Below are 16,017 nucleotides of genomic sequence, written 5' to 3' on the forward strand. Positions count from 1 at the left end.
CGTCTCTTTTTGAGGTCTCCCTCTCTTGAGCGCTTTACTAACCTAACAACTACAGCCACTCTTGTCAACTACTTCTTCGGAGAATTTTGAAGAAGATGCTGAAGCCCCCTATTTAGGCAGTTTTGACAGGAGCCTGAACCCAAGTGTGATCCTGGATGGAGGTGTGGGTCGCCCAGTTTGACTGGGAATCAGGAAAGTCAGATCGGTAATGTCCTCCACGGCTTTCCGTGCGAAAAAGAGCACTTTTGAGGATTAGGTAGGCGATATCTGCCAGGTTCCGAGTCTCTCCCCAGACCCGTAGCTGATCCAGCGGAAGCTGCAATCGCTGTTTTTGATCGAGCAGCTGTTGATAATTGGGGGCTACGGACTCAATGGCCTGACGCCATTGGGAGACTTGCTCGATCGCCTGGCCCAAGGTCTGAGCATCGCGGTTAATCCCTGCGCTTCGCCACATGAGATCCGGTAAATTCTGGCGAATTTGAGTGATTAAGTTCCAGGCATCTGTCTGCAAACTTTGCGATCGCAGAGAAAATTGAGCAGGTTTGATTGTCGAGAGGCAGTGAGAGAAACTCTGGCTTTCCTCGGTGATGGCCTCAGCCAGGGTTGCCCCAAAAACCAGGCACTCTAGGAGGGAATTACTGGCCAGCCGATTTGCCCCGTGAACACCGGTACTGGCTACTTCCCCCACTGCATATAGTCCTGGAATAGAGGTGCGCGCCTGCAGGTTAGCTTGAACGCCCCCCATCCAATAGTGCGCAGCAGGAGAGACAGGAATAGGATCTTGAAAGACGTCTATCCCCCAGGTTCGACAGAAGCGAATGATCTTTGGAAATCGACGCTGAATGCGCTCTGCCTCAATCACTCGCAGATCCAACCAAACATGGGATTGATGGGTTTGCTCAAGGCGATGGAAGATGCCGCGGCTGACCACATCGCGGGGCGCGAGTTCTCCTAAAGGATGATAGTCAAACATGAAGCGATACCCCTGGTGATCCATCAGCTGCGCCCCCTCCCCTCGAACCGCTTCGCTGATGAGAAACCGGGGGGCATTCGGAACCTTAAGCGCCGTGGGATGAAACTGAAAAAATTCTAGATCTCGTAGCTTGGCCCCTGCTCGCCAGGCCATAGCTACCCCGTCTCCAGTACTGAGGGCCGGATTAGTGGTCTGGGAAAAAACCTGTCCACCTCCGCCCGTGGCTAGCACGACAGCATGGGCGAAGATCGGCGTTAGCTTTCCCTCCGAAAACCCCCATACCCCCTGACAGATCTGACTGACCGGGTGAAGCATCAAGTCTAAGGTAAAAAAGTTGGACAAAACCTGAATATTGGACTGAATTAAAACTTGTTGCGTTAGCGTCTTGATCAGAGCCTTGCCCGTGGCATCGGCAGCATGGAGAACGCGCGGGCGAGAATGTGCAGCCTCTAAGGTGAGGGCAAGCGTTTGCTGTTGACGATCAAAGGCCACCCCCATGTCGAGCAAGCGACGGATTTGGCGATCGGCATTCCTGACCAGCAAATCAACCGCCTCTCGGTCACACAGTCCCGCCCCTGCTGCCAAGGTGTCGCTCGCATGGAGAGTCGGGGAATCATCAGCCCGAACAGCTGCAGCAATTCCTCCCTGTGCCCAGTCGCTCGCAGACTGTTTGAGCGTATCCTTCGTCATCAGAGCAATCCGTAGCGCTTTCGGCAAGGAAAGGGCAGTGTAAAGTCCAGCGGCTCCAGCGCCAATGACCACGACGTCATAGCAAGGAAAGCTCTCAGCTTCGGGCATAGCCTGTATTTCGTATGGATGCCCTTAGCATACAGAACGGCGATCCTCACCGGACAGATTTTTGCTACAAAAAAGGGACAATCACCATTGTGCTGTCCCTGAGGTAAGAATCACCTTAGAAAATTAAACAGATACTCAACGGATGCTACTTATATGCACCGTTGTTATAGCGGTCTGCTCCGCTGACCAATGCATCAGCCGGATCAGTCACGGTGAAGTTTTCCAGGTTTGCTTCCAGCAGTTGCTTTTGATTCTCAGAGAGTCCAGCGATACTCAAAACATCCTCAACCGACTCGTAGGGAGCATTTGCCACGACTTTGCTGGCAATCGTAGGATATAGACCCCGATACTTTGTAAAGGCAAAAATATTGGTGTTATTTAGATCAATTTTTTGGCCAATCTCTGCCAACTTCGCATCCGCTTCATTCCGGTAGGATGCTTCTGCAAATAGGATTGGAGCAGATGATCTGAGGGCTTGCGCCTGGACAGGCTGCATCCAGCTAAACAATGACAGAAAAACAGTCAATCCGACCGCCAACAAACTAAAACGACGAATTAAAGGTCGCATATTTTTAAGAACCTCCTCGATTCAGAGATTAGGACACAGCAGTTCTTGATTTATGGCTTCTTGCCAGGGAACAGAGCACCCCCGCACAGTCACGCCGCACTTGCTACAAGGTTGAGATCATTGTGACATCCTGCGGCACAATTTTATCAGTGGTTCACCGGGAACTGTGATCGAGATCTGCGTCATGGATCGAGAAAGCCAGCCAAGTCTGAAAAATGGAGTGTGTAAACCACAGTGGGCCGGTCATACCCTTTGAGGGATAACGCCTGTTGTTGAAAGGGCAGCGAGCTACGACAATGGCGCTGCAGGTATTCATAGGTTTTAGCCCCCAGAGCAATATCAACCTGAAGCTGCTTGGTACTGGTTTCAAGGCGAAATGCTGCGTTCACCGTATCTCCTAGGGCGGTGTAATCAGGGCGATCACCGCTGCCTGTATTCCCCACCATGGCCAGCCCCGTATTCAACCCGGCGCCAATCTGAAGCGGAAAGGGCAAGGGGTAGTGACAATGCATTTGACGGGTCATCTCGTAGAGGGCCTTAAGCGCTTGGAACGGCCGCAATATTTCTTCCTGACTCACATCATGACTACCGTGAATCCAGACGGCCATTACAGCATCACCAATGTACTTATCCACCCAGCTGCCATAGTGACGAATAATTTTTCCGACAGCGTTAAACCAGGCTCCCACAACTTCCGATAGCACATGTTCATCGAGTTGGCGCGTAAGTCGCGTAAAGCTGCGGATGTCCACGACTAACACCGAAATCAACCGTCGTACATGCAGAACATTGGTGGCCATGGCCACTGGATCCTGGACAAGTTCTGACGGAATGGTCATTTTGCTTGCCACCACCTGCTGGGGACAGGAAAAGAGAAAATTGGTTTGTCCAAGGGTGATTTGATCCCCATGCTTCAAGGCGGTGGGAACGCTGACACGGCGATGGTTCACAAAGGATCCATTCCGACTGCCGAGGTCAATGAGATAATACTCCCGCCGATCAATTTCTTGGATCATGGCGTGATTACGGGACATACAGTGGTCATCCAGCGTAATGGTATTTTCGTCCCCTCGCCCCAAGGTCCAGGATGGTCCTCCATTTAGCACAATAGGCCGCGACGTCGAATCGGTCTGAAGAAACAGTCGGGGAGCCGTTTTGTCCTGATCCCGTGGATAGGCCACCGAAGCTTCACTGCCACCTTGACCCTGTATTTGCTTCATCAGCTCTTGGTTCTTACGGCTCAGATGACCAATCACTCTTTCTTGGTGAAGCACCAGCTCAATGAGCTGAGCCGTACTGAGATCTTGCAGCGTGCGCATGCTCAATAAATCGGCAATCCCCGAACCTCCGAACTCATAATCGGATTGCGGCACACTCTTCACACCCAGACATCATGAACAACCTGAACTCTAGGATGCCCGTCAAGCTTCTGATTCGTAACGTAAACAGTGCCCGCGGGTTAAGCGATCCGTCTAAGGCCAGACCCCAAGTTCTATCGAAAGCATGAAATTTGGGCCTGGTGTCGAAACCATCGCGGATCGTCTCGGACAATACTGTTTCAGGGCCAAGATTTCCCTAAACTCTAAGGTGAAAATGCTACCTTAGGGTCAGGGGCAGTCTTGAATTTAGCTCTGCCCAAGCAATATAGCTGTTGACAGTTTTATCATGGATGCGTTTAGCCAAGCCGAAGACCCTCCTGGGCATAGTAGCCCAAGGCAACTCTTCATTCACCTGTGTGGGGGGTTCATTACGTTTGTGACTCTGTTCGTGCCCCTTTACGTTACGGTTGAATATTCCTCGTCAGCCTCGCTGCCGCCGGCTGTTCCTCAAACAGCTCAACGCATTAATCAGTAAGACGGATTTGAGCTCACCCAGGGGTCAATTTGCTGGGGACAGGGAAAAAAGGGCCTCATACAGGGGTAGAAGGATTAGGAGTCCTGACCCTCAGGCGTCACGGGGGGAGTCATGGCCGCAGGTGAAACTTGTTGAGCCTGGTCATCGAGTTCCACAACGTCTCCAGCATTGAGCTTCCGTCCCCGACGGGTTTCAACTTGGCCATTGACGCTGACCTCACCGTTTTGGATGAGGTGCTTTGCCTGTCCTCCCGTTGACACCCATCCTTGCAGCTTCAAAAATTGATCGAGTTTAATCATAGGATATCTGAACTTAAAGGGAATTGATTCGCCGCCCCGTTGACATCCCAATCCTCGAGTCAGACAGATGCGGGTTCCCTCAAATCAAGTTGAGGGATTGTATAGAAGGATTAATAGTAGCGCGTGAGTTGCATTCGATATCGATCCTTTTTTGTCAGAGTGACTTCGCCAATGGTTAGGCGTCCTTTACCCCGGATGGCTACCAGATCGCCAGGTTTGACCACATAGCTTGCCTGGGTAACGGTTTTCCAATTTACGCGCACATCCCCGGTGCCGATGAGCGCACCCATTTTACTGCGCGACATCCCAAATCCTGCTGAAGCCACTGCATCCAGGCGCATAGACGCTTCCACGGTGGTTATCTCCTTGGTGCGCGGCTCTCGAACCCTCAGTTCCGCCCAGGGTAAAATTTCGGTTTTCACAGGCACCGTTCGCACCTGGGTCAGGGATTGCTGCAAAAACTCCGCGATCGCCGGGATAACAATGGCCTGAGCGCCTCGTTCGCCCATCACCAAAATATCACCCACTTTTTCACGCACAATGCCAGTGCCTAAAATAGCGCCTAAGAAATCTCGATGGGTCGCCGGATCAAAGAGAAAATTCCCAGAGATCGCCAACAGGGTTAAATCCACTGGATCAGGGGCAAGGGGAAGCTCGGCACGGGCGAGGGCAAATCGCTGGCGCTCGGCCTGAGGATATCCGCCCCAGGCAACCCCCTGCAGCTCGGTGAGGCGAGCCAAACGCGCTTGCACCTCCACCACCTCAGGCGGCGACAGAAAATCGGTCTGCACCACTTCCCAGGTCTTTAAGGCCTGTTCTGCTTGGTCCAAAATGCGCGTCAGCATTTTTGGATGCTCGGTACCCTGGAGTAAATCGTTGCGGGGAAGCATAGGTTGAAGGAAGAATGTTGCGGAGTGATCCGAAAGCAAATCAGACCTGCTAAGCTTTGTTTGACAAGGATCGACCCGTTAATCGCATGGCTTTATCATTGCATTCCTCGGAAAATTCTGTCCAATGATGTTCCCTGGAGGAGTTCTGATCCCATGGGTTTCGAGAATGTGCTGATTCCCCCAAAACAGACAGCTTAGGAGTGAGTTAATGCGTCAGGTTAATTTCGTTTTAATTTTCGTCATTTGTTTGGCCCTAGTCCTGTTCGGGATTGAGAACACTGAAATTGTCAGCATCAAAATTATTGAGGGCTTGGAAATCAAGGCACCCCTTTCCATTGAACTGATTTTAGCTGCGGGGGTTGGCGCTGTTTTTGCTTGGGTTTTTAGCGTTTGGGTTCAGGTGCAGTCAACGCTGAGCACTCGGGAGGCCATTGAGGAGCAGGAAGAGCAAATTGAGGAATTGCAGGCGGATATTGAGCGGTACAAAGCAGAGCTGGAGGAACAGCAGCGTCTATTGCCCAGCGCCAGCAGCGGATCTTCAAATTAATTGATATAACTTGACTCAGGGTGATACATGCAGACTGTTAGCTATTTATTGCTATAGTGCTTGCCAAATGTAGTACTTGCCAAATAACAGATGTTCTGCGTTGAGACAACGTTTTTATAAGGGGGGATCTGCCTGAATCAATGAGCCGTTCGCTTGCCCATACTGCGATTGACGTGCTGACGGATCTGGCCCAGCGGGGCGAGGTTGATCCGTGGGACGTAGCGGTCATTGAGGTGGTGGATCAGGTGCTCAATGCCCTCACCTATGAAGATCCCCAGGAATTATCCACCTCAGGACAAACCTTTTTATATGCCTCCATGCTGGTGCTGCTCAAGGCTGAAACCTTGGCTGCCATGGAGCCAGATCCAGAGGAATTGACTCTAGAGGCTGAGGAATTTCTATTTTTAGACGATTCGGCCTTTGATCGCACCCAGCTACCCCTGAATTTGGAAAACCATCTGCATCGCCGGCCGGTTGCCCATCCTGTGCAGCGACGGCGGGTGACCTTAGAGGAGCTGATCGAGCAGCTAGAGCTGATGGCAGTCACCGTCGAACGTCAAAGCCTGCGACGACAGACGCATAAGGTGGTTCGTCCCAGCAAGCTACAGTCAGCGCGGGCGATCGCCAATTTGTCCCATGAGGAAAACCCCACCGAGGTGGCAGCAGAGGTAGAAAAGCTGCTGGAGCAGTATCTTTCGTCGGGATGGATGGATGTGGAGGATTTACTGCGCATCAAAAACGACCGCGTCGGGGTATTTTGGGCACTGCTGCTGCTCTGCGCCCAATCTAAGGTGGAGCTGTACCAAGAAGACTTTTACGGTCCCCTCAAGCTGCGTTCGATTTCCATTGAAGAGGCGGTGGGCGACTCTGCTTAGACTGAAATGGCCCGAGCGGAGGTCCAGTCTTAACGGGAGGCTCAAATTAATGGGAGGCCCAGATTGATCCGGTCCGGTTCCGCCGTAGCATCGATTTTAATGACGCCTCACGCGGTTCTAGCAAGATGCTGCGTGCAGGGCCGCCAGCAAGGCAAGAATTAAATTTAGGCGATCTAGAAGTGAGAGGATCGGCGGCCCTATGGATAGCAACTCTACGTTAAGGTCAGATGAAACGACACATCAGCTAAGATTTAGCTGATGTAGGCCTTAAGTTGTGCGATAGAGTGAATTGTCGGCTGTTCATTCGTTTTTTCTCCGATGAAATTCAAAACAGGATTGAATCCGCGCCACTTCCCCCATAGAACGGGGCTGGTGAGGGAATGCAGCGGGATGACAGCGGGGCTGCTGGTTCCGACCATGCTGGGGGATCAATCCTCCGCCATGGCCCTCTGCCCTGCGCCAAACTCTCTCCAGATCTGGGTCTACGCCTTTGCCATTGCTCTGGGCCTTTGGGGAATGAGTCTGCTGCTGCTCGAGGGGAGAAAAGGGTTTCCGCAATTGTTGGCCCTATTGCGGGGAGGAGGAGAGGCTAACCCATCTCCCTATCTACCGCCGTACGATGAGCCCTCCTACCAGCAGCTGGCGGAGGAAATGCCAGCCTTAATCTGTCGATTTTTGCCCGACAGTACCTTGACCTACGTCAACACGGCCTACTGTGATTACTTTCAAAAGTCTCCCCAGGAATTGCTGGGTCGGCAGTTTTTAGATTTGTTACCGGAGGATCCGCGCGAGCGCCAGGCAGCTCAAGCCCAATATCTATCGCTGACCCCTGAATGCCCCAGCGCCAACTATGAGCACCCTGTATCCCGTCCTGATGGGAGTCAAGGGTGGCATCAATGGATCGACCGTGCTTTCTTTGATGATCAGGGCCGCCCGGTGAGTTTTCAATCCATTGGCCTCGACATCACTCGACAGAAGGAGTCCGAAGCGGCACTGCGGGACCGACTGGCCTTTGAGCAGATCCTCAGCACCATTTCTCAACGGCTTGTGGAGCTATCGTTGGATGAGTTGAAGACGGTCATGTCTGACTCACTGGGTCAAATTACCCAGCATGCAGGGTTTGATCGGAGCTATCTGGTTCTGCTATCGGCGGATCAAAGCTTAGGAACCATGGCCTATCAGTGGAGCGCCCCCGGAATCGATCCCTTTCCACCGGAATGGCAGCAGATCCCAGCGGAACCTTTCGCCTGGTGGATGGGGCATCTTACCCGATTAGAAGCGATCCAGATTCCTGATGCTGGGCTGCTGCCAGCGGCGGCCGAAGCAGAACGTTTGGCCTTGGAATCCGTGGGCACGCGATCGCTGCTGGCTGTTCCCCTGGTCTGTGATCATCAGCTGATCGGCTATATTGGCTTTTCGACGGTTGGCCGCCCTCAATCCTGGACTGAGGATGTGGTGCAGCGATTAAAGTTTGCGGGAGAATTATTTGCCCAGGCCTTAGAACGTTGGAATGCAGAACAGGCACTCCGACAAAGCCAACAGCGGTTGCAGGCGTTGGCAGCCAATATCCCAGGCGTGATTTATCAGTATGTTCTGCGTCCCGATGGCACCGATGCCTTCACCTACATTAGTCCTCGGTGCCGCGAGCTGTTTGAACTAGATCCCGAGGCAATTCTTGCAGATGCAGCCCAGGCCTGGGCTGTGTTGCCCCCTGAGGATGAGATTTCCATGCGGCGATCCATAGCCCAAAGCGTTGAAACGATGGCCCCCTGGCATTGGGAGGGCCGGTTTATCACGGCCTCAGGTCAGGAAAAATGGGTGCAGGGAGACTCGTGCCCGAACCGACAGGCAGACGGGAGCGTTCTTTGGGATGGCCTGCTCGTGGACATCAGCGATCGCAGGCGGGCGGCAGAAATCGCCCAGGAGCAGCAAGCCCAGCTGGACTTAGTGGTGCAAGCGTCCCAGGTGGGCTTCTATGTGATGGATCTACGCACTCAAAGCTCCTTTGTTTCCCCTGCCTATAAGGAGCAGCTGGGCTATCTACCGGAGGATCCCCAAGCCTCCCCAGCAGATTGGAAAGATCGCCTGCATCCAGAGGACAAAGAAGACTCTATAGCAGCCTTTCGCGCCTTTTTACGCCAGGAGAAACCCTACAGCCTGGACTTTCGCCTTCGCCATCGAGACGGCAGTTATCGCTGGATTTATAGTAACGCCACCTTGATTTTTGACAGTACCGGCCAGCCGGTCAAGGTGGTGGGAACGCACCTTGATATCAGCGATCGCAAGGAAAGCGAGATTGAAATTCGCCAGCTTAACGGCGCCCTGGCAGAGCAAAACCAAAATTTAGAATTTCTGGTGGAACAACGCACTGCTGAGCTGATCACCTTCATCAATGCCTTACCTGACTATATCTACGTCATTGAAAACCCTGAGATGACCATTCGTTTCTGTAACGATCTCCTAGCCTCAACAAGTTTTTGGGAAACAAGAAGTCAGACGGAGGGGAAAACCATTTTTGAGAGTTTTCCAGCGGATAGATCGGCTTACTTTGCAACCCAGAATCGTCAGGTGTTCGAGTCTGGGGAAACGCTCCATATTCAAGAATCGTTCACGCTGCAGCAGCAAGAGCTGCATCTGGACACCTACAAAATCCCCTTAAAAAGCGCCAAGGGAGAGGTGTATGCACTGATTGGCTCGTCCCGAGACGTCACAGAACTGGTGGTGGCCCGGCGGACTCTATTGGAGCGCAGCCGGCAATTAGAGACCATCAATCAAGAATTAGAATCGTTTTCCTACTCGGTTTCCCATGACCTGCGCGCTCCCCTGCGTCATATTGGCGGATTTGTCCAGGCTTTACAGCTTCACCTGCAACATTACGAGGCCTTATCCGATCCGAAGGTCGCCCATTACCTGAAGGTAATCGAGAGCAGCAGTCATAAAATGTCTGCCTTAATTGATGGGCTGCTCACCCTGTCACGACTGGGGCGAAAAACCATGATTCTGACAGCGGTACCGCTGTGTTCACTAGTCAATGAGGCCATTCAACTCACCCAAACCCTTGCTGATTCCCAGACATCGGTTCATTTTGTGGTGGGAGAGTTGCCCACCGTGCAAGGAGATACCACTCTGCTGCAACAGGTTCTGGTGAATCTGATCAGCAACGCCGTTAAATTCAGTCAGCATCACCCAGCCCCCCAGGTGGAAATCAATAGTCTTCCCAACGGGACTGTTTTTGTCCGCGACAATGGGGTCGGATTCCAAATGGACTATGCAGACAAACTGTTTGGGGCATTCCAGCGTTTACACACTCAAACGCAATTTCCCGGAACTGGGATTGGCCTTGCCATCGTACAGCGGATTATTCATCGACACGGCGGCGAGATTTGGGCTGAAAGTCAACCCAACCAGGGAGCCACCTTCTACTTCAATTTGCCCCTTGTCCCGTCAGGTAGGATCCAAGCAGATTAGAGAGAAAAACAGCGGGGCGAGGCAATGTTCTGGGAGAGAGACCGTCTTGCCAACGCAGCGCGAAGATCCAGCTCATTGGACTGGCACAGAGGCATTCCGGATTGAGACTGAACGAACTATGATTATTTCTTGTACGAGTAAAATTTAGGGCAAATACATCGGGACCGGAGTATCGCAGCAAAACTACCCCAGGTGCGTGCCTGCACCCTGTGAACATCTATCTTCTCAAACCCATGAGCCATGCCTCACGATTATTGATTGTCGAAGACGATCCTAATGATTTGGAGCTAATCTGTTTAGCATTAGACGATTGTCCATTTTCGGGACACATTGATGTTGCCAATGACGGAGAGCAAGCGCTGCACTATTTATATGGCCCTCCAGAGGCGTCCATGGCCTCCCCGCTGCCCCGCCTGGTATTGCTGGATCTTAAACTTCCCAAAATTGATGGACGGCAGGTTCTAGAGCAGATCAGAGTCCGACCCCGGACCCGACATTTGCCCGTGGTCGTAATGACCTCCTCCGCAGAACCCAGAGATATTGAAGCCTGCTATGCTCTCGGTGCGAACAGCTATATTGTCAAGCCCCTGGAATTTCAGGAGTTTCAGGATGTCTCGCGGCAAGTGGGGGTCTACTGGATGCAGCTCAATCAACCTGTTTTGGTGTCCTAGGGTTGAGGTCGGCCGCAGGACTCTTCAGGCTTCAATCTGGAAGGAGGGAACCTGCCAGCCTAATTCGTAGGGTAAGCTAAGGGTAAATTGCCGTCAATTCATCCTCATGACTATTCTGCAACGGGAAAACGCTGCAATTCGGCCAGAGGTTTTGTCTACCTCGTTAAAATTACTCCTGATCGAGGATGCGCCCGAGGATATTGAGCTGATCGTCCTGACGCTAGAATCCGCTGGGTTTAATTTCACCTACGATACGGCTCTCTCTGCTGAGCAATGTCGAAATTTTCTGCAAACTCGGGAGTACGATATTGTGCTCTCAGATTACCGATTGCCCCTTTTCAACGGTCGCCAGGCGTTTGATCTGCTGCAAGCGTCGCCACAGGAGATACCGTTTATTTTGGTGACGGGGAGTCTTGGGGAAGAAGCTGCCGTGGAGTGCATCAAGGCCGGGATGACAGATTATGTTCTCAAGGAGCGTTTATTTCGGCTGCCGACCGTTCTAGACCGCGCTTTAAAGGAGTTTGACCTGCGCCAACAGCAAAAGGCGGCGATCGCCCAAATTCAGCAGCAAGCCTGGCGTGATTCCATCGTCAATCACATTATTCAGTCGGTGCGTAAAACGCTTGTTCTCGACGAAATCCTTCAGAAAACCGTTGATCAGCTCCATACCTCTCTGCAAGTCAGCCGCTGCTTAATTTTCAAACCTGCATCAACCGCAGAAAGAGCATCAGCCCCCTGCTACCTGAGCTCTGCAACGGTGAACCGCGAACAGCTCATCGGCCAGCCCTGCGCCCTGTACAGCTCCCATGAATCTTTGTTGATGCAGGATGAGACGGTAGTCATCCATAACCTGGCAGAGAACTATTCTGAAGCGCTGCAGGCGGAGGCTCAGTCCTTTGAGATCCAGTCGCTGGTGCTCGTACCGCTCATCTATCAACAAACCTACTGGGGAGGCATTTGTCTACAGCAATGCGATCGGCAACGGACCTGGACACCGGTGGAGGTGGAACTCCTGGAAGCGGTGGCCAATCAATGTGCGATTGCCATTCATCAAGCGCAGCTTTATGAACAGGCTCAACGGGAGCTAGCTCAGCGCAAGCGGATCGAGGCACAGCTCCGCCATGATGCTTTCCACGATACCTTGACGGGGTTGCCCAACCGAGCCTTGCTGCTGGAGCGATTGGAGCATGCCTTGCAGATGCAGCAGCGGCGATCCCGCCGCAGTGAAAACAAAGGCAGCGACAACAGCAGCCCATTGAAATTTGCCGTGCTGTTTCTGGATCTAGACCGCTTTAAGGTGATCAACGATAGCCTGGGACATAACGTCGGAGATGCCCTACTCAGGCAAGTTTCAACGATTTTAAAGTCTTGCCTGCGCATGGGCGACATGGTGGCTCGCCTGGGAGGAGACGAGTTTGTCCTACTGTTAGAAGAGATTAACGATGCCACCGATGCCATCGAAGTGGCCAAGCGCGTTCACCAGGCTTTTATCCCCTCAATTTCTCTAGAGGGACAGGAAGTTTTTGTCAGCACCAGTGTTGGGATTGCCATTAGCTCCCCGGCCTACAGAGATCCCACCCAGATGCTTAGAGATGCCGATCTTGCCATGTATCGGGCTAAACGTCAGGGGTGTGGCGGCTATGCCATCTTTGATGAGCCGATGCATCAGCAAGCCCTCCAACAGCTCCAGATTGAAACCGATCTACGCCATGCCCTAGAGCGCGGGGAACTTTGCGTTTACTTTCAGCCCATCGTTGCTCTGGATCATCAGGGGGTGCAGGGGTTTGAAGCCTTGGTCCGTTGGCAACATCCCACCTTGGGCTTGCTCTCGCCCGCCGTCTTTATTCCCCTAGCCGAAGATACAGGATTGATCCTGGAGATGGATTTTTGGGTCTTAGAAACAGCCTGCAAACAGCTACAGGCCTGGCAAGCAGCCTTTCCCCTAGGACAACCCCTCACCATGAATGTCAATCTATCGGGCCGACAGTTTACCCGACCCGACCTTCTCGATCGAGTTGATCAGGTGTTACAAAACACGGGCATCCCAGGATCCTGTGTAAAGTTGGAAATTACCGAAACCGTCTTAATTGAAAACCCGCAGGGGGTGGCTGTTCTCCTGAGTGAGCTACAGGAGCGCAATATCCAGGTGTGCTTGGACGATTTTGGCACAGGCTATTCCTCTCTCAGCTATTTAAATCGTTTTCCGGTGAACCAGCTTAAGATTGATCGCTCCTTTGTCGCCTTACTGGACACCCATTCCCGTGAATCCTGGGAAGGGCAAACGCGGCCCTCTGAACAAACTGAAATTGTGCGGGCGATCGCAAATCTGGCCGCTAATCTAGGCTTGCAGGTCGTTGCGGAGGGGGTAGAAAACCAGGAACAGCTTCAGTATCTGCAATCAATTCACTGTGACAGTGCCCAGGGATATTATTTTGCCCCGCCCCTGGACAGCGATGGGGCTACCGAGTGGTTACAGCAGTTTTTGCAGCAATCCGGGTAACTCCTGCGGCGTCAACATTGGTTTTTTGAAGCCCTACGCCAACGCGATCGCTCCTGTGCCGGATCAATCAGGTTAGCAATCTTGGTGGCCAGCTTTGGAATAGGTAGCATCTACCAACGTAGTCGGCAATCCGCGCACAATGCCATGAAGGGCCACTAGCAGGGAAAGTAGGACGTGGTCGAGGCTGTGTCAAAGGTGGACTGGGTGGAACTGGGTCCGAAGTTAATGCATAGGGAATTTTCTCTCAGGCGTGCTTAAACCGACAATCCAACGATAGTCAGCAATTTGTGCCAGTTCTGGCCAAGCCAGCCAGCTACTTCCACCATATGAGGCTGAAGTTTATCCATGGATTCAGCAAAACCTTCGGCCTTTTTAGCGTAGTCGAGGGCACGGCCCAGGGCCTGACCCACTTCGTCTTTGTCAGGTTGGGGCTTGTTAAGCTCGTCTTCAGCGTCTGAGAGCGCATTTTGGATTTTGCGCTGGTCTGCGGATACAAGCTGGGTCAGAATTTGCTGGAGCTCCAGCAGTTCTTGATGGATATCTACAGACTGGGGTTGCGGTAAGTTGGCACGCTGAATTTTGATGTCGGCTGTATTTTGGTCGCCAATGACACTGCCCACCATATCGCCCTGCACGCTGACATCGCGATCGCCCTGATTTACACCACTAACGTTGCCCTTTGCATTGATGAGATTTCCTTGACCTCCGGACATAAAATCTCCTTGCTTTTGCTCAATAGTTAAAAAATTCGGGCGAGTAATGGCTTGTTTTAGCATTTCTTCCAAGCTTCGAATCCGGCTGTCTTTTTCCGCGAGCAAGAGCTTGAACTGTTCATCCGCTGGCAGGTCACGCACTTGATCGTAGGTTTGGAAATATTGGTGGTGTAGCTCCGATTTATTGGCCTGTTCTTCAGTTTTAGCCCGCAGCATAAATTGATCGTCGCCACGAGATTCCATCGCTACAATTCTAAGTCCTGCATCTGGATTATCATCAGACAGGTGCTTAAAGGCGATCGCGATCGCCCTGGGGTCTATATTGCGGTTGTGGTAGAGATCCAGGGTATCGGTGAGAGGCTTGATAAAATCAGCAAAATCACCCTCTTCAAATTCTTGTTCCCAGTCATCAGGTTTCCTATGCGGGTTTTCGTAGGTTCGATCCTTTACCTGCCGCATAAACACAAAGCGACAGAACACTCCCTCTAAAAGCGTATGGGTTGTAATATTCCAATCTTCAATACAGGCAGCAGTCAAAGTAGCCCCAGTCAGATTTGCATTAGCCAGTTGTGCTTGCACTAGCTGTGCTCCCGTCAAATTCGCCTGTCTCAAGTCCGCGTCACTCAGATTTGCTTGGTAAAAAATCGTGTTTTTTAAATCAGAATTAACCAGATTAACTTTACTCAGATCAGAACCCTTGAAACTTGCACTGTCTAAGTTCGCACCCTCTAAGTAAGCACCTCCTAAATTTTTCTGGTCAAAGTTTTGATTATGACCATCACCTGAGACTACTAATCTACACAACTGCATATCATTCAAAAGCGGAGAATTCGACTTTGAGCATGAAAGATCTTTTGCCCCAAAAAAGCAAGTTTTGCTGATTTTCCCTCTTAAATCAGAGTGCTTCAGTTTTGCCCCAGTCAAATTTGCCTCAGACAGATCGGCATCCCCGAAGGTCGTTACAATTCCAGGATGCATCGAAAACAAAAATGATTTTTCTTTTAAAAAATCAACATAGTTTGCAAAATTCCCAATTCTTATTCCATTGATTAGAAATCCAAAGAACAAAGTCGGAAAAGTATAGGTCAACCAATTTTGAGCCCCCTGAGCTATCTCATAATAATGCACTAGAACTGCAGCAACAATCACAAGAGATATTGTAGAAAATGCAATCCCACGGTACATTTTTGTACTCAACTCTATGCGAAGAGGACAAAGCAAAGTCCCGACCAAGAATGAGCCCAAGAGTGGAACTATAAGTGTTCCCAAGCCTAAGAAGGCTAGAAAACCCAGCCAAAGCGCTAGTATTCCAGCCGAAAACAGAGGATTCACCCAATATCGGCGTTTTGAAAGCGGGAGTAGTAGTAGAAGCGTGATTGAAAAGATCAAAACGAAGCAGCTCCATAAATGGATTACCTCCTTTCGAAAACTGGATTCTCCTGTAACTACTGGAGTAAATGCATGAGCACTAAATCCAACAAAAGCCGATGACAACAGAGCGACTAGCCAAAAAATAACCAGCCAACGTTTTCGTATACCGCACTGAACGCGCGACAAATTTGCACCTCGCAAATTTGCATGGGTAAAATTAACACCTTTCAGATTTGCTCCAGAGAAGTCTGATTCTTTTAAAGTAGAATTAGAAAAATTCACACCACGAAGATCAGCATTAGTGAAATCAGCTCCACTCAAATCTTTGTCACAAAAGCTTTGACCGCAGAGGTTGGCACCCTGGAAATTGCGTTCACCTTCAGCGTAGCGATTAAGAACTTCAGCAGCACGCATAGCCAACCCTAGCCCACAGAAAACATGAATATAGGTACTTTAGCATCCATATTTTCACGTAACTCTCAAAATCAGG

General features: G+C 51.3%; 11 protein-coding genes. 5 read left to right on the forward strand and 6 right to left on the reverse strand.

Going from position 1 to position 16,017, the window contains the following annotated elements; genetic code table 11:
* Positions 1-112: 112 nt before the first annotated feature.
* The 5 genes from nadB to QQ91_RS04500 all read right to left on the reverse strand — a co-directional run bounded on the left by nadB (position 113) and on the right by QQ91_RS04500 (position 5,382).
* Positions 113-1,771, reverse strand: coding sequence for an L-aspartate oxidase (gene nadB, locus QQ91_RS04480; protein ID WP_166280543.1), 1,659 nt, complete (start codon positions 1,769-1,771; stop codon positions 113-115).
* Between the two features lie 145 nt (positions 1,772-1,916).
* Entirely contained in the window at positions 1,917-2,339 is a 423-nt protein-coding gene (psbU, locus tag QQ91_RS04485; RefSeq protein WP_166280545.1) for a photosystem II complex extrinsic protein PsbU, read from the reverse strand.
* 182 nt (positions 2,340-2,521) lie between these two features.
* A complete protein-coding gene (locus QQ91_RS04490; RefSeq protein ID WP_250833256.1) occupies positions 2,522-3,721 on the reverse strand; it encodes an adenylate/guanylate cyclase domain-containing protein in 1,200 nt (399 codons plus the stop codon).
* Positions 3,722-4,267: 546 nt separating this feature from the next.
* Positions 4,268-4,543, reverse strand: coding sequence for an RNA-binding S4 domain-containing protein (locus tag QQ91_RS04495; RefSeq protein WP_445974540.1), 276 nt, complete (start codon positions 4,541-4,543; stop codon positions 4,268-4,270).
* A gap of 59 nt (positions 4,544-4,602) precedes the next feature.
* Positions 4,603-5,382 carry a photosystem II electron transport protein, Sll1252 family gene (locus QQ91_RS04500; RefSeq protein ID WP_166280549.1) on the reverse strand — a complete coding sequence of 260 codons (780 nt, stop codon included), beginning with the start codon at positions 5,380-5,382 and terminating at the stop codon, positions 4,603-4,605.
* 208 nt (positions 5,383-5,590) lie between these two features.
* Between QQ91_RS04500 and QQ91_RS04505 the strand changes: the two genes are divergently transcribed.
* The 5 genes from QQ91_RS04505 (at position 5,591) to QQ91_RS04525 (ending at position 13,443) form a co-directional block, all read left to right on the forward strand.
* The gene (locus QQ91_RS04505) at positions 5,591-5,929 is read left to right on the forward strand and encodes a lipopolysaccharide assembly protein LapA domain-containing protein (RefSeq protein WP_166280551.1); all 339 of its coding nucleotides are present in this window, start codon (positions 5,591-5,593) and stop codon (positions 5,927-5,929) included.
* Between the two features lie 140 nt (positions 5,930-6,069).
* Positions 6,070-6,804 (forward strand): segregation/condensation protein A, encoded by a 735-nt coding sequence (locus tag QQ91_RS04510; RefSeq protein ID WP_166280553.1) that lies wholly within the window; start codon positions 6,070-6,072, stop codon positions 6,802-6,804.
* A gap of 390 nt (positions 6,805-7,194) precedes the next feature.
* Positions 7,195-10,272, forward strand: a complete 3,078-nt coding sequence (locus tag QQ91_RS04515) for a PAS domain-containing protein (protein WP_166280555.1) — start codon at positions 7,195-7,197, stop codon at positions 10,270-10,272.
* A 209-nt stretch (positions 10,273-10,481) separates the two neighbouring features.
* Positions 10,482-10,943 carry a response regulator gene (locus QQ91_RS04520; protein ID WP_250833257.1) on the forward strand — a complete coding sequence of 154 codons (462 nt, stop codon included), beginning with the start codon at positions 10,482-10,484 and terminating at the stop codon, positions 10,941-10,943.
* 106 nt (positions 10,944-11,049) lie between these two features.
* Complete coding sequence (locus QQ91_RS04525; protein ID WP_166280559.1) at positions 11,050-13,443, forward strand: EAL domain-containing protein; 2,394 nt, start codon at positions 11,050-11,052, stop codon at positions 13,441-13,443.
* Positions 13,444-13,697: 254 nt separating this feature from the next.
* Here QQ91_RS04525 and QQ91_RS04530 read toward each other — a convergent pair whose 3' ends face one another.
* On the reverse strand, positions 13,698-15,941 hold the full coding sequence (locus QQ91_RS04530; protein WP_166280561.1) for a pentapeptide repeat-containing protein: 2,244 nt from the start codon (positions 15,939-15,941) through the stop codon (positions 13,698-13,700).
* Between the last annotated feature and the right edge of the window lie 76 nt (positions 15,942-16,017).

Origin of the sequence: Lyngbya confervoides BDU141951 (assembly GCF_000817775.3) — a bacterium.
GTDB classification, from domain to species: Bacteria; Cyanobacteriota; Cyanobacteriia; order Thermosynechococcales; family Thermosynechococcaceae; genus Lyngbya; species Lyngbya confervoides.

Excerpts from the sequence above, each read along its gene's own strand:
- psbU (WP_166280545.1), bottom strand. The coding sequence starts at position 2,339 with ATGCGACCTTTAATTCGTCGTTTTAGTTTGTTGGCGGTCGGATTGACT.
- QQ91_RS04505 (WP_166280551.1), top strand. The coding sequence starts at position 5,591 with ATGCGTCAGGTTAATTTCGTTTTAATTTTCGTCATTTGTTTGGCCCTA.
- QQ91_RS04530 (WP_166280561.1), bottom strand. The coding sequence starts at position 15,941 with ATGCGTGCTGCTGAAGTTCTTAATCGCTACGCTGAAGGTGAACGCAAT.
- QQ91_RS04500 (WP_166280549.1), bottom strand. The coding sequence starts at position 5,382 with ATGCTTCCCCGCAACGATTTACTCCAGGGTACCGAGCATCCAAAAATG.
- nadB (WP_166280543.1), bottom strand. The coding sequence starts at position 1,771 with ATGCCCGAAGCTGAGAGCTTTCCTTGCTATGACGTCGTGGTCATTGGC.
- QQ91_RS04525 (WP_166280559.1), top strand. The coding sequence starts at position 11,050 with ATGACTATTCTGCAACGGGAAAACGCTGCAATTCGGCCAGAGGTTTTG.
- QQ91_RS04510 (WP_166280553.1), top strand. The coding sequence starts at position 6,070 with ATGAGCCGTTCGCTTGCCCATACTGCGATTGACGTGCTGACGGATCTG.
- QQ91_RS04515 (WP_166280555.1), top strand. The coding sequence starts at position 7,195 with ATGACAGCGGGGCTGCTGGTTCCGACCATGCTGGGGGATCAATCCTCC.